13 protein-coding genes are annotated in these 13,919 nt (G+C 69.3%); 7 read left to right on the forward strand and 6 right to left on the reverse strand.

From position 1 onward, the window contains the following. The first annotated feature begins 7 nt into the window (after window positions 1-7). Window positions 8-1,543 carry an alpha-N-arabinofuranosidase gene (locus CQ034_RS15045; RefSeq protein ID WP_105711680.1) on the forward strand — a complete coding sequence of 512 codons (1,536 nt, stop codon included), beginning with the start codon at window positions 8-10 and terminating at the stop codon, window positions 1,541-1,543. Between the two features lie 36 nt (window positions 1,544-1,579). On the opposite strand, the gene CQ034_RS15050 is transcribed toward CQ034_RS15045, so the two are convergent. Further along, window positions 1,580-2,584, reverse strand: coding sequence for a serine hydrolase (locus tag CQ034_RS15050; protein ID WP_105711681.1), 1,005 nt, complete (start codon window positions 2,582-2,584; stop codon window positions 1,580-1,582). Window positions 2,585-2,630: 46 nt separating this feature from the next. Then, window positions 2,631-3,635, reverse strand: coding sequence for a LacI family DNA-binding transcriptional regulator (locus tag CQ034_RS15055; protein WP_105711682.1), 1,005 nt, complete (start codon window positions 3,633-3,635; stop codon window positions 2,631-2,633). A 164-nt stretch (window positions 3,636-3,799) separates the two neighbouring features. Here CQ034_RS15055 and CQ034_RS15060 point away from each other — a divergent pair, with 164 nt between their 5' ends. From CQ034_RS15060 to CQ034_RS15075, 4 genes are all read left to right on the forward strand, one after another. Next, entirely contained in the window at window positions 3,800-5,095 is a 1,296-nt protein-coding gene (locus CQ034_RS15060; protein WP_105711683.1) for an extracellular solute-binding protein, read from the forward strand. Then, entirely contained in the window at window positions 5,076-6,014 is a 939-nt protein-coding gene (locus CQ034_RS15065) for a carbohydrate ABC transporter permease (protein ID WP_051662406.1), read from the forward strand. The genes CQ034_RS15060 and CQ034_RS15065 overlap by 20 nt, the downstream gene beginning before the upstream one ends. After that, window positions 6,011-6,901: a carbohydrate ABC transporter permease gene (locus CQ034_RS15070; protein ID WP_029264402.1), complete on the forward strand. Its 891-nt coding sequence runs from the start codon at window positions 6,011-6,013 to the stop codon at window positions 6,899-6,901. The genes CQ034_RS15065 and CQ034_RS15070 overlap by 4 nt, the downstream gene beginning before the upstream one ends. A 95-nt stretch (window positions 6,902-6,996) precedes the next feature. After that, window positions 6,997-9,249, forward strand: coding sequence for a beta-glucosidase (locus CQ034_RS15075; RefSeq protein ID WP_181156340.1), 2,253 nt, complete (start codon window positions 6,997-6,999; stop codon window positions 9,247-9,249). A gap of 6 nt (window positions 9,250-9,255) precedes the next feature. Here the strand turns inward: CQ034_RS15075 and CQ034_RS15080 are convergent, their stop codons facing one another. The 3 genes from CQ034_RS15080 to CQ034_RS15090 form a co-directional block, all read right to left on the reverse strand. After that, a complete protein-coding gene (locus CQ034_RS15080) occupies window positions 9,256-9,882 on the reverse strand; it encodes a DUF1684 domain-containing protein (RefSeq protein ID WP_029264400.1) in 627 nt (208 codons plus the stop codon). Between the two features lie 9 nt (window positions 9,883-9,891). After that, window positions 9,892-10,734 carry a hypothetical protein gene (locus CQ034_RS15085; protein WP_105711685.1) on the reverse strand — a complete coding sequence of 281 codons (843 nt, stop codon included), beginning with the start codon at window positions 10,732-10,734 and terminating at the stop codon, window positions 9,892-9,894. A gap of 86 nt (window positions 10,735-10,820) precedes the next feature. Then, window positions 10,821-11,471 carry an MIP/aquaporin family protein gene (locus tag CQ034_RS15090; protein WP_105711686.1) on the reverse strand — a complete coding sequence of 217 codons (651 nt, stop codon included), beginning with the start codon at window positions 11,469-11,471 and terminating at the stop codon, window positions 10,821-10,823. A gap of 262 nt (window positions 11,472-11,733) precedes the next feature. Between CQ034_RS15090 and CQ034_RS15095 the strand changes: the two genes are divergently transcribed. Together CQ034_RS15095 and CQ034_RS15100 are read left to right on the forward strand one after the other, a co-directional pair. After that, entirely contained in the window at window positions 11,734-13,125 is a 1,392-nt protein-coding gene (locus CQ034_RS15095) for an APC family permease (protein ID WP_258134229.1), read from the forward strand. Next, the gene (locus CQ034_RS15100) at window positions 13,112-13,318 is read left to right on the forward strand and encodes a multidrug transporter (protein WP_105711687.1); all 207 of its coding nucleotides are present in this window, start codon (window positions 13,112-13,114) and stop codon (window positions 13,316-13,318) included. The genes CQ034_RS15095 and CQ034_RS15100 overlap by 14 nt, the downstream gene beginning before the upstream one ends. An 8-nt stretch (window positions 13,319-13,326) precedes the next feature. Here CQ034_RS15100 and CQ034_RS15105 read toward each other — a convergent pair whose 3' ends face one another. Next, window positions 13,327-13,905, reverse strand: a complete 579-nt coding sequence (locus tag CQ034_RS15105) for an isochorismatase family protein (RefSeq protein WP_105711688.1) — start codon at window positions 13,903-13,905, stop codon at window positions 13,327-13,329. Window positions 13,906-13,919 lie beyond the last annotated feature (14 nt).

Consider the following 13,919-nt stretch of genomic DNA (forward strand, 5'->3'; position numbering starts at 1 on the left):
GAGAGCAATGTCTCAGGCCCGCATCACCATCGACCGCGACTTCACGATCGCCGACGTCCCCCGGAGGCTCTTCGGCTCGTTCGTCGAGCACATGGGGCGCTGCGTCTACACCGGCATCTACGAGCCGGGGCACCCGCAGGCCGACGAGCGCGGTTTCCGGCAGGACGTGCTGGCGCTCGTGAAGGAGATGGGACCCACCGTGGTCCGCTACCCCGGCGGCAACTTCGTCTCGGGCTACCGCTGGGAAGACGGCGTCGGCCCGGTCGAGGACCGGCCGGTGCGCATCGACGGCGCCTGGCACACGATCGAGACGAACGCCTTCGGCCTGCACGAGTTCATGGACTGGGCGAAGGAGGCGGATGTCGAGGTGATGGAGGCCGTCAACCTCGGCACCCGCGGCGTCGAGGAGGCGCGCGCGCTCGTCGAGTACGCGAACCACCCCGGCGGCACGTACTGGTCGGATCTGCGCCGCAAGAACGGTGCGGAGCAGCCCTTCGACATCAAGCTGTGGTGCCTGGGCAACGAGCTGGACGGCCCCTGGCAGATCGGCGGCAAGACCGCGACCGAGTACGGGCGGCTCGCCCAGGAGTCCGCCAAGGCGATGCGTCTGGTCGACCCGTCGATCGAGCTCGTCGCGGTCGGCTCGTCGGGGCGGACGATGCCGACGTTCGGCACCTGGGAGCACACGGTTCTCACCCACGCCTACGACGAGGTCGACTTCGTCTCGATGCACGCGTACTACCAGGAGCACGACGGCGACGCCGAGTCGTTCCTCGCCGAGTCCGTCGACATGGACGCGTTCATCGAGGGTGTCATCGCCACGATCGACGCGGTCAAAGCGTCCGGCAAGCACACGAAGCAGATCGACATCTCGTTCGACGAGTGGAACGTGTGGGACCAGGTGAAGTACAACGACGTCGAGGCGAAGGAGATCGAGAAGGCCGGATGGCGTCAGCATCCGCGACTCATCGAGGACACGTACTCGGTGACGGATGCCGTCGTGGTCGGCACCCTGCTCAACAGCCTGCTGCGGCACGGTGACCGCGTGAAGATCGCCAACCAGGCGCAGCTCGTGAACGTGATCGCCCCGATCCGCTCGGAGGAGAACGGTCCGGCCTGGCGGCAGACGAGCTTCTGGCCGTTCGAGCGGATGGCTCGGCTCGCGAAGGGCCGCATCCTGCGCCTCGCGGTGTCGGCTCCGCAGATCGAGACGAAGCGCTACGGCGGGGTCGACGCTGTCGACGCGGCGGCGACCTGGGACGAGGCGACCGGACGGGTGGTCGTGTTCGTCGCGAACCGCTCACTCGACGAGTCGAGCGATCTGACGATCGACCTGCACGGACTCGGCGATCTGCGCGTGGTCACCGCCGAGACCCTGACCATCCCGGAGGGCGGCGACCGTCACACCTCGAACCTCGAGACCACGCCCGACAGCGTGCACATGGTGCCGCTCGGGGCCGCCGAGGTCGTCGACGGCGCCGTGCGTGCGACGCTGCCGCCACTGTCGTGGTCGGTGATCGAGCTCGACGCCGCTCGGGCCTGAGACGTCCGGCGGGCTCGGCGCTCAGGGCAACCACTCTCAGGGCCAGTCGACGGCCTCCAGGACCGGCCAGGCGCCGTCCGAGGCGTTCGCGATGACGGTCCCCGTCACGCTCGATTCGGGGTCGTGCCAGGTGCGCGCCGAGACTCCGGCGTCGTACCCCTCGAGGATCACGGTGCCCGATTCCCATCCGCGCCAGAAGCCCCGCGCGTAGCGCATGTTCTCGTCCTCGACCTCGTTCAGCGGTTCGGTGAGCACGGCCAGCATCTGCGCGCTCACGATCCGGTGATCGAACAGCGCCGTCCAGAACGCGTGCAGATCGGCGGCCGTCGTGGCCGCGCCGCCGTCTCCGCTCCCGCGCACCGGCAGGTGGAGCACGTTCGTGCGGTCGTCGGTGTCGCCCAGGTACCCGAGAGCGAGATCCCCCGGCATGTCGTCGGTGCGGGGATATCCGCTCGACGCCATCCCGGCGGGAGCGAAGACGCGCTCCTGGACGAGCTCGTGGAACGGCGTCTTCGACGCGCGCTCCGCCACCAGCGCCAGCAGCACGAAACCGCTGTTGCAGTAGGCGAATCGCGAGCCCGGCGCGCTCACCTGCGGCCGGCCGTCGAGTACCGGCACGAACGCCTCGGTGTTGTCGAGCTCATGCAGGGGGCGGTCGATCACGTAGTCGGTGATCGAACCGCTCGACTCGTCGATGTAGTCGCCGATGCCCGACGTGTGGGACAGCAGGTGCTCGACCGTGACGGCGTCGTCGACGAGCGGGAGATCGTCGCCGAGGAAGGGCCTCACCAGGTCGTCGAGCGCGAGCGTCCCGTCATCGACGAGCGCTCCGATCGTGACCGCGGTGAAACCCTTCGCGATGCTGGCGACGCCGCACCGGCTCTCCGCCGCCATCGGCAGGCCGTGGGCGCGGTCCGCGAGCCCGTACCCGCGGGCGAACGGTTCTTCGCCGGGACGGTCGACGCGGATCACCCCGCTGAATCCATTGGCTTCGGCGGCCTCGTGCAGGGCCAGTGCGACAGCTGTTCTCGCAGTGGTCATGTGTCCGTACCCCTTCTCGTACTCGTCTTCGCTGACGGGTCTTCTCTTACTCGTTTCCGATCGCGGCGGTGGTCGCCCGCACGACCAGTCTGGTGGGTAGCGTGACGTGCATCTCCTCGACGGGCTGCCCGGCGAGGAGGGCGAAGACCATCTCGGCCGCCACCGACCCCAGGCGTCGCATCGGCTGCTGGATCGTGGTGAGAGGCAGGGCGCGGCGGGAGGCCTCCGGCACGTCGTCGAACCCCACCACCGAGAGGTCTTCCGGCACCCGGAGCCCGAGCTCGTGCGCGACCTCGATCACGGCGATGGCCGAGAGGTCGTTCGCGGCGAACACGGCCGTGGGCCGCGAAGGCCCGGCCAGCAGGATCCGCGCCGAATCCCTCGTGGCCTCGAGCTCGTAGCGACCGGAGCGGATCAGATCGGGATCGACCGGGATGCCGGCGTCGCTCAGCGCGCGTCGATACCCGGCATCGCGCAGACCCGCGGATCGCAGATCGGGGCGCCCGCCCAGGAAGCTGATGCGGCGGTGCCCGAGGTCGAGCAGGTGCCGGGTCGCCGTCAGCGCGCCGCCGAAGCTGTCCGACTCGACGGTCGGCAGGTCGGCGCGGCCGGTGTGCGGGTCGATCGCGACGACGGGGATCTCGGTCGACGCTCCGACGACCGTGGGGGTGACCATGATCGCGGCGTCGATGAGGGTGCCGGAGAGCCGGCTGAGTGACCGCCGCTCCCACCCTTCGCCCTGTCCGTGCCGCGAACCGCTGTACGCCAGCAGGTCGAAGGCGGTGTCGTGCACGGCCGCGCCGACGCCCTTGAGGATCTCGGCGCTGAACGGCTCGAAGTCGGCCAGGAGCACCCCGATCACGCCCGTGCGTCTAGCCCGCATGCTGCTCGCCACCAGGCTCGATTCGTAGCCCAGTTCCTGCACCACATCGAGCACGCGCCGGACCGTCGCATCCGCTATCCCGTAGCGTCCGTTCACCGCCTTCGACACGGTCGACACCGAGACGCCGGCGGCCTTCGCGACGTCGTGGATCGTGGTTCTCCCGCTCATGGTCGCCCAGCGTATCCGGGGAAGCCGCCCGGATGGAAACTGTTTTCGAAAACGTTTGACGGTCCTCACGAACGACAGCAGACTGCAACGCGACGCGGTCACACCCCCTGATGCCGCGGCGCCTGCAGAGACGCGGCGCAACTCTCGATGAGGAGAACCATCACATGAACAGCACACGGCGTTCCTTGATCTCCGCGGCCGCGATAGCCGCCGTCGGAGCTCTCGCACTCAGCGGGTGCACGGCCAGCACCCCCGACGGCGGAGGCGGCGGCGACGCCGCCATGACGCTCTGGCACAACTCCACCACCGGACCCGGCGTCGAGTTCTGGGAGCAGACCGTCGCCGACTTCGAGAAGGAGAACCCCGGGGTCACGATCGAGATCCAGTCGATCCAGAACGAAGACCTCGACGGCAAGCTCCAGACCGCGCTCAACTCCGGCGATGCTCCCGACATCTTCCTGCAGCGCGGCGGCGGCAAGATGGCGGCGATGGTCAAGGCCGGCCAACTCAAGGACCTGACCGACTCGATCAGCGGTGGTGCTGCGGAGGAGATCTCCGACGCCGCCTACTCGGCCAGCAGCCTGGACGACAAGATCTATGCGATGCCGGTGGCCGTGCTCCCCGGCGGACTCTTCTACAGCCGGGACCTGTTCGACGAGGCCGGCATCACCGAGAACCCCACCACGATGGACGAGCTCGAGGCCGCCACCGAGAAGCTCAAGGCCGCCGGCATCGACCCGGTCGCCCTCGGCGCGAAGGATGCCTGGCCCGCAGCCCACTGGTACTACTGGCTGGCGCTGCGCGAATGCAGTGCCGAGACGCTCGCCAAGGCCGCCGACGAGATGAACTTCGACGACGACTGCTGGGTGCGCGCGGGCGAAGACCTGCAGGCGTTCGCGGCCACCGAGCCGTTCAACTCCGGCTTCCTCACCACCACCGCCCAGCAGGGCGCGGGCAGCTCGGCCGGTCTCATCGCCAACCACCAGGCCGGCATGGAGCTCATGGGCGCGTGGAACCCCGGCGTCATCGGATCGCTCACGCCCGACCAGAAGCCGCTGCCCGACCTGTCGTGGTTCCCGTTCCCCGAGGTCGAGGGCGGCGACGGTGAGGCAGGGTCCATGATGGGCGGCGTCGACGGATACTCGTGCTCGGTGGATGCGCCCGACGCCTGCGTCGACTTCCTCAACTACCTCGGCACGTCCGACGTGCAGACCGCCTACTACAAGGCGTTCAACGCCCCGCCGGTGAACACGGTGGCGCAGGAGGCAGTGACCGAGCAGTATCTCAAGGACATCCTCGCGGCCTACAACGCGGCGCCGTACGCGACGCAGTGGCTCGACACGGTCTACGGACAGAACGTGGGCAACGCGCTCAACGTCGCCGTGGTCAACATGCTCGCCGGTCAAGGAACCCCGGAGGACATCGTCAAGGCCGTCCAGGATGCCGCAGCCAAGGCATAAGGCGGCCGCCCGGCTGGAAGTGATCCTTCTGGCCGGGCCCGCCCTCCTGGTGTTCCTCGCCTTCGTCATCTTCCCGGTGCTGATGGCGGGTTATTACGGATTCTTCAGCTGGCAGGGCTACGGTCCGCCCACCGACTTCGTCGGGCTGAAGAACTATCTGACGATCCTGCAGGATCCGCTGTTCCACGATGCACTGGCCCACAACGGGTTCATCCTCGTGTTCTCGCTCATCCTGCAGGGACCGGCGGCGATCCTCCTCGCGCTCCTGCTCAACCGGCGGATGCGCGGCCAGTCGCTGATCCGCGTGCTGATCTTCATCCCCTACGTGATCTCCGAGGTCGTGGTGGGCACGGGCTGGAGCCTGATGCTGCAGACCAGCGGCGCGTTCAACGACCTGCTGGAGAAGATGGGCCTCGGGTTCCTCGCGAACGACTGGCTCTCGAACCCGGACATCGCGATCTGGACGCTGATGGTGATCATCACCTGGAAGTACGTCGGGTTCGCGGTGATCCTGTTCCTCGCGGGGCTCCAGGGCATTCCGGAGGAGCTGCACGAGGCGGCCTCGATCGACGGCGCCTCGTACTGGCAGATCCAGTGGCGCATCACGCTGCCGCTGCTCGCGCCGACCCTGCGCATCTGGGCGTTCCTTTCGATCATCGGCTCGCTGCAGCTGTTCGACCTGGTCTACATCATCTGGGGGCAGTACATCGCCTCCACCGCCGGCACCTCGACCATGGCGACCTACATGGTCTCCGAGGGGCGCAACGCCGGCAACTTCGGGTACGGCAACGCGGTCGCGGTCGTCCTGTTCCTGATCTCGCTCGTCGTGGCGCTGATCTACCAGCGCGCGGTGCTGCGTCGCGACACGGACGGCGCCCTCACCGGCGCCCCTGCACGGAAGAAGAGGACGACGCGATGACCGCCACCTCGGTACTCGTCACCCAGCGACCCGGACGCGCCGGGCGCCCCGGACGCGCTCCGCGCCCGCGGCCGCCCTGGGCCAACCCGACCGTCTACTTCGTCGCGCTGATCGTCGTCGGGCTCATGCTCGCCCCGATCGCGTACATCATCATCGGCGGATTCCGCACGAACGCGCAGATCACGACCGACCCGTCGGGGATGCCGCAGCCGTGGGTGTTCTCCAACTACTTCGACGTCATCACCGGTGGCGTGTTCTGGCGGCAGGTGCTCAACTCCACCATCGTCGCCCTCGCCACCACGATCGGCGTCGTCGCGCTCGGACTGATGGCCGCGTACGTGCTCGCGCGCTACCGGTTCGCCGGCCGCGGAGTGCTCTACGCGTTCTTCGCCGCGGGGCTCATGTTCCCGCTGACGGTCGCGATCACCCCGCTGTACATCGTGGTGCGCAGCCTCGGGCTGATGAACTCGCTCGGCGGGGTCATCCTGCCGCAGATCGCCTTCGCCCTGCCGACGACGATCATCATCCTGGTCCCGTTCCTGCGCGCCATCCCCGACGAGATCCAGGAGGCGGCGTTCATCGACGGATGCAGCCGGATCGGCTTCTTCTGGCGCATGGTGCTGCCGCTCTCGATCCCTGGTGTGATCACCACCGGCATCCTCGCGTTCATCGGCAGCTGGAACGGATACCTCCTCCCGCTGTTCGTGCTCAACGATGCGGCGGCGTTCACCCTCCCGCTCGGCGTGCAGTCGTTCGCCTCGCAGTATTCGGTCGACACCGCGAAGGTCCTCGCCTTCACCTCGCTGTCGATGATCCCCGCCCTGATCTTCTTCAGCCTCTTCGAGCGCCGCATCGTCGGCGGACTGACCGGCGCGGTCAAGGGCTGACGATGTCGACGCAGACCCCACAGAAAGAGACGCACGTGCTCGCTCCCACATCCCGCCCCCGATTCTCCCCGCGCGTCGAGGGCCTCCTCGAGCAGATGACGCTCGAGGAGAAGCAGGCGCAGCTCGTCGGCTTCTGGGTGGATCAGGGAGACGAACTCGTCGCCCCGATGGCCGGCGAGAAGAAGACCTCCACCCGGTACGAGGATGCGACGGCGCACGGCATCGGCCACCTGACGCGCGTGTACGGCACGCGCCCGGTCGACCCGATCGAGCGCGCGCAGTGGCTCTGGGGCGAGCAGGCACGGCTGCAGCGCGAGACCCGACTGGGCATCCCGGCCCTCGTGCATGAGGAGTGCCTGACCGGCCTGGCTGCCTGGCAGGCGGCCACCTTCCCGACCCCGCTGGCGTGGGGCGCATCCTTCGATCCCGAGCTGGTCGAGCAGGTGGGGCGGGCGATCGGTTCGTCCATGCGGGCGCTCGGCATCCACCAGGGACTCGCTCCCGTGCTCGACGTCGTCCGCGATCCGCGCTGGGGCCGGGTGGACGAGTGCATCGCGGAGGATCCGCTGCTCGTGGGAACCGTCGGCACCGCGTACGTCCGCGGCATGCAGTCTGAGGGAGTGCACGCCACGCTCAAGCACTTCGTCGGATACTCGGCGTCGACCGCCGGCCGCAACCATGCGCCGGTGCACGCCGGGAGGCGCGAGATCGAGGACGTGCTGCTCCCGCCGTTCGAGATGGCCGTGCGCGAGGGCGGGGTGCGCAGCGTCATGAACTCGTACACCGACATCGACGGGGTGCCGGTGGCCGCCGATCCGTACTACCTCGACGAGGTGCTGCGCGGACGCTGGGGCTTCGACGGGGTGGTCGTGTCGGACTACTTCGCCGTGGACTTCCTGCAGAGCATGCATCACGTCGCGGCCGACTCGGCACAGGCCGCCGCGCTGGCGATCACCGCGGGGATCGACGTGGAGCTGCCCTCCCCCGACGCGTACACGACCCTCGCCACGCAGGTGCGCGACGGGTCGCTGGAGCAGAGCATCCTGGACCGGGCGGTCGGACGCGTCCTGACGCAGAAGGAGGAGCTGGGACTGCTGGATGCCGACTTCACGGTCGCGCCCGACGCGATCGTCCTGGATTCCCCCGAGCACCGCGCACTCGCCCGCCGACTCGCGGAGGAGTCGATCGTGCTGCTGAGCAACGACGGCGTACTGCCGCTGGATGCCTCCGGTGCGCCACGGATCGCGGTCATCGGACCGAACGCCGACAGCGCGGAGGCGCTCATGGGCTGCTACTCGTTCGTGAACCACGTGCTGGCGCATCACCCCGAGGTGCCCGCCGGAATTGCCCTGCCGAGCGTGCTCGACGGACTCCGTGCCGAGCTCCCCGCAGCCACGATCACCCATGTCGTCGGCGGCGAGGTCGAGGGCGAGGACCGCAGTGGATTCCCGGCCGCGGTCGCCGCCGCTGGCGAGGCCGACGTGGCGATCGTCGTGGTCGGCGACCGCGCTGGCCTGTTCGGACGCGGCACGGTCGGCGAAGGCAACGACGTCGACTCGCTGGAACTCCCCGGCGTGCAGCGCGCCCTGGTCGAGGCCGTCGTCGCGACCGGCACCCCGGTGGTCGTCGTCGCGCTCACCGGTCGCCCGTATGCCCTGGACTGGGCACTGCCGCATCGGGAGTCGGGCGCCGGACTGACCGCCGGCCTGGGGTCGGTGAACTCGCCTGCTCCGTCCGGCACTGCCGCCACCGAGAAGCGCTCGCTCCCGGCGGCCGTGCTGCAGGCGTTCTTCCCCGGCGAAGAAGGGGGCCCGGCCGTCGCGGCGGTGTTGAGCGGGGCCGTCGCCCCGTCGGGACGGCTCCCGGTGTCGCTGCCGCGGTCCGCGGGCGTGCAGCCCTATTCGTACCTGCATCCCGCGCTCGGTGGACGCACGGACGTGTCGAGCGTCGACCCCTCACCGGCACGACCGTTCGGATTCGGACTCGGCTACACGACCTTCGCACACGAGCAGCTGACGGCCGACGCGACGGTCGGTGCGGGCGCGGAGTTCCGAGTGTCTGTGCTCGTCCGTAACTCCGGCTCCCGCGCGGGCACCGACGTCGTGCAGCTGTATGCGCACGACGAGGTCGCGAGCGTGGCCCGCCCGGTCGCGCAGCTGATCGGGTTCCAGCGGGTCTCGCTGGAAGCGGGCGCGGAGCAGCGCGTGGAATTCACGGTTCCCACGGGGCGCCTCGCGTTCACGGGCGTCGACGGAATCCGGAGGGTGGAACCGGGGCGGATCCGGCTGTGGGTCGGGGGCGCCTGTGACGACGAGGAGACTTCGACCGCGATCGAGATCGTCGGCTGAGAGCTCTCAGTACATCTCCCCGACGGGGACCGGAACGTCGAGCACGTTGCCCGGCTGCGCGAGCGGGCACGCCCAGGCCGGGTCGTACGCGCAGGACGGGTTGTAGGCGAAGTTGAAGTCGAGCACGATCGTGCCGCCTGCGGCATCCGATCCCAGGTCGGCGCCCTTGATCGTGTCGATCAGGTAGCGACCGCCGCCGTACGTTCCGCCCTCGCGCCCGGCGAGCGCGTCGCGCACCGGGATGAACAGGCCGCCGCCGTAGGTGGTGAGTCGCCAGACGTCGAGCGATCCGGCATCGGGGATCTCGACCCGGCCGATGCGCTCGAACGGTACGACACCGTCGGTCCCCGTCGCGAAGTCGAAGCCTCCGGGGTCGGCGGGCAGGATCGGCAGCTCGAAGCGCCAGTCCGGATCGTAGGACGCGAGGGGCAGACCCTCGAACAGCGGCCGGTCCTCGGGCAGCAGCGGCGTCGCGGGGTGGTGGAGCATCAGCTCGTCGCGCTCCATCCGCCACAGCTCGTGAGCGTCTTCAGGCGAGTCGGCGAGACGCACGGCGTCGTACAGGGCGAAGACCCGTCGGCGCCAGTCGGCGACTTCGAGGGCGGTGCGGGCGCTCGTGCGGGTGCTCGTCATGCGTCCAGGCTACGGGCCGAGCAGCGGGTGCGAGGCGGATCCGGCGATCATCTCGGCGTACCCCTCTTCGTAGGTGGGGTAGTCGAGACGCCCGAGCAGCGAGTGGAGCAGCGACCCGTCGTACACGAACCCGCGCGGGCCGTCGGATGCCTCGTCGGGTGGAACAGCGACGCCCAGCTCCCCGGCGAGGAAGCGGACGACGTCGCCGAGAGGTGCCGGTCGTTCGTCGACCGCGTGCACCAGCCGCGGCGGGTCGTCGGTACGCAGCAGCAGGTCGAGCGTGCGCACGAGGTCGGTCTCGTGGATGCGGTTCGTGAGCCGGGAGTGGTCGACCGCCGCGCCCTCGCGGACCTTGCGCAGCAGGAACTCGCGACCGGGACCGTAGATCCCCGCCGGTCGCACGACCACGGCGTCGAACAGTTCGGCCGCCGCCCGCTCGCCGTCACGGAGCCCCCGCGAGCGCTCGGTCTCGGCCGCGGGCTCGTCCTGCTCGGTGAGAGGACGGTCGGCCTTGAAGGCACTCCCCTCGAAGATACCGGTCGACGACACGAACACGGTGCGGGCGGGCAGCGCCGGCAGGGCATCCCGAAGGTGTCCGAGTGCCGTGCGATAGGAGTGTTCCGCGGCGCCCGGCGGCAGTGTGATCACGACCGCATCGACCGCGGGCAGCGGGGCCGTGAGCGGCTGCGCGAGATCACCGCGGATGCCGACCACGCCGGCGGGCAGCTCCCCGTCACTCCGCCGCAGAGCGAAGACCTCAGCGCCGTCGTTGAGAAGTCGGGGTGCGAGGCGCGCGCCGAGCTTGCCGAATCCGACCAGGAGTGTGCGCCGCGGCGCCGGGGTGGTGTCCATCGGTTCCAGGCTCCCACAGGTCCCACACACGTAAGAAGCGCCGCACCCTCCGAAGAGGATGCGGCGCTTCGACCGAGCAACGGGAGTTACTCCGCGACGGCGATCTTCTTGGCGTCGTCCGTGTTGAGCACGCGGAACAGGATCGCGGCGATCACGGCGCCCACGACCGGGGCGGCGATGTAGAGCCACAGCGAGCTCCACGCGAAGTGACCGCTGACCGAGAGGCCGAGCGCGACGGCCGGGTTGAAACCGCCGCCCGAGATCGAGCCGACCGTGGCCGCACCGACGAACACGGTCGCACCGATCGCGAGACCGTAGAACGAGTTGCCCGCGGTGTCCTTCGACGTGGCCGTGTTGAGCACGACCCACACGAGGATCAGCGTGAACAGCGCCTCGACGAGGAACGCCGGGCCGACCTCGATGACCATGGCCTCTTCACCGGCCGGCCAGACCGACATGCTGACGAGTGCGGCCACCGCGCCACCGACGAACTGTGCGATGAGGTAGGCGATGAAGTCGGCGACGCTGAGGCCGCCGCGCAGGAACACACCGACCGAGACGGCCGGGTTGAGGTGGGCGCCCGAGATGTGACCCGTGGAGAACACGAGCACCATCAGGGTGAAGCCGATCGCGAGTGGCGTCAGCGGACTGTCGCTGTTCACCGCCGCGATGATCGCGAGAACGAAGAGGAAGGTGGCGACCGCTTCTGCGAGCGCCTTGCGTGCCGTACCAGTCATGAGAGAGCCCTTTGCTTGGGAATTCAGGAGAGGGGAAGTCACCCGTTTGCCCGCGCACCCTGGCCGACGCACCCCTCGTGCGGCACCGACGCTATCGCTGCGCGCACCGGAATATCGGGAAGCCGCGCGGTATTGCTGTGAATTCCCTGAACTCAGGTGCGTGCCCCGATCGCGGCGACATCCACAGCGTCCGGATGCCGGAATCACGCCGGTGATGTCAACCCCGTGGCCCGCGCTCCCCCCTTCCCCGTAGCGTGCGAGGATGACCACCGAGACTGCCTCCGGCGCCGAGGCCCCCACGCGGCTGAGACGAGCGATCACCGGCCCGCTGCTGTTCGCCTTCATCCTCGGAGATGTGCTCGGTGCGGGCATCTACGCGCTGATGGGCGTGCTCTCCGAGAAGGTGGGCGGCATGCTGTGGGCGCCGCTGCTCCTCGCGCTGCTGCTCGCCATGCTCACCGCCGGCTCCTACGCCGAGCTGGTCACCAAGTACCCTCGCGCCGGCGGGGCCGCGGTCTTCGCCGAGCGCGCGTTCCACAGCCCGCTCGTCTCGTTCCTCGTGGGCTTCAGCATGCTCGCGGCGGGCGTGACCAGCGCGGCAGGACTCGCCATCGCGTTCGCGGGCGACTACCTGGGCACCTTCCTCGACCTGCCGACCATCCCGGTGGCCATCGCCTTCCTCGCCCTGGTCGGCCTGCTGAACGCCCGCGGCATCCGCGAATCCCTGGGGGCCAACCTCGTGATGACGGCGATCGAGCTCAGTGGACTCGTGATCGTCATCGCCGTGGTCGCGATCTTCCTCGGCGGCGGAGGCGGTGACGTGTCACGCGTGACCCAGGCGCCCGAGGGCACGAGCGTCGCCATGGCCGTGCTCTCCGGAGCCGTCATCGCGTACTACTCGTTCGTCGGCTTCGAGACCTCCGCCAACATGATCGAGGAGGTGAAGGATCCGCGGCGCACCTACCCGCGTGCCCTGTTCGGAGCACTCATCACCGCCGGCGCCGTCTACGTCCTCGTCGGCCTCGCGAGCTCGATCGCCCTCCCGCCCGCCGAGCTGCAGGAGTCCAGCGGCCCGCTGCTCGCCGTGGTCGAAGCCACCGGCGTCAGCATCCCCTCCTGGCTGTTCAGCCTCATCGCCCTCGTCGCCGTCGCGAACGGCGCCCTGCTGACCATGATCATGGTCAGCCGCCTGACCTACGGCATGGCCGAGCAGGGCCTGCTGCCGCCGGTGCTCGGCCGCGTGCTGCCGAAGCGGAAGACGCCGTGGGTCGCGATCCTCACCACCACGCTCGTCGCGATGGGGCTGACCCTCGTCGGCGATCTGGCCACGCTCGCCGAGACCGTGGTCCTGCTGCTCCTGGTCGTCTTCCTCAGCGTGAACATCTCGGTGCTGGTCCTCCGGCGCGATCACGTCGAGCACGATCACTTCCGGGTCTGGACGTTCGTCCCCGTGCTCGGCATCGCCTCGTGCATCCTGCTGCTCACCCAGCAGCGCCCGGTCGTCTGGCTCTTCGGTGCGATCCTGCTCGCCGTCGGCGGTGTCCTGTACCTGCTCACCCGCTGGAACCGGAAGCGCACCGGTGGCGCACCGCTCGGGACCGGCCCGAAACCTGACACCGCAACCGACCCGAAGGAGAACCATGAGCACGCCTGAGAACAACGCCGATGAGATGACGAGCGCCGAGAAGCGACACGATCAGCTCACCGCCGCGCCGGACGCCACCGAGGCCGATGCCGCCCCGCGCATCGAGGTCAGCGAGCACGACGGCAACACCCGGATCGACATCGCCCCCGACGCTCCGGTGCGTCCGGGCCCTGGTCCGGGGGTCGAGGCCGACGAGGACTGAGCCGCGGTTCAGACCCCGGCGGTCGCGCCGATCCGCTCCTGTGTGCTCGTGACGGTCGCGAACCCGCGGGCCGAGAGGATGCTCTCGGTGCGGCGCATGAGGTCCTCCCCCGACACGGCGGCGAGCGCACCGTGCGCCGGGATGGCGGAGGTGGTCGTCGCATCCGTCACGAACTCGACCTCGAAGCCGAGGTCGGCGGCGATACGGGCGGTCGTCTCGCAGCACTGCTCGGTACGGATACCGCAGACCACCACGCGTCCGATGCCGGCGCGCCGCAGTCGCTCCTCGAGGTCGGTCGAGCCGAACGCGTTGACGGTCGTCTTCGTGAGGGCGTCCTCGGACTCCCGAGGCTCGAGTTCCTCGATCACCCGCACGAATCCGTTGGCGGGATCGAACACGCCTCCGGTGCCCGGTTCGGAGTGGGTGATCCACACGACCGGGTCGCCGACTTCGCGGGCGTGCGCGACGAGGAGTGCGACGTTGTCGAGCGCTGCCGGGTTCGCGGTCGCCGCCCAGTCGTCGGCGCGCTGGCGGAACGACTCCTGCGCATCGATGACCAGCAGGGCGGTGTCGGGAGAAGTCGTCATGGACTCATCGTGAT

Origin of the sequence: Microbacterium sp. MYb45 (assembly GCF_002979655.1) — a bacterium.
Classification (GTDB): domain Bacteria; phylum Actinomycetota; class Actinomycetes; order Actinomycetales; family Microbacteriaceae; genus Microbacterium.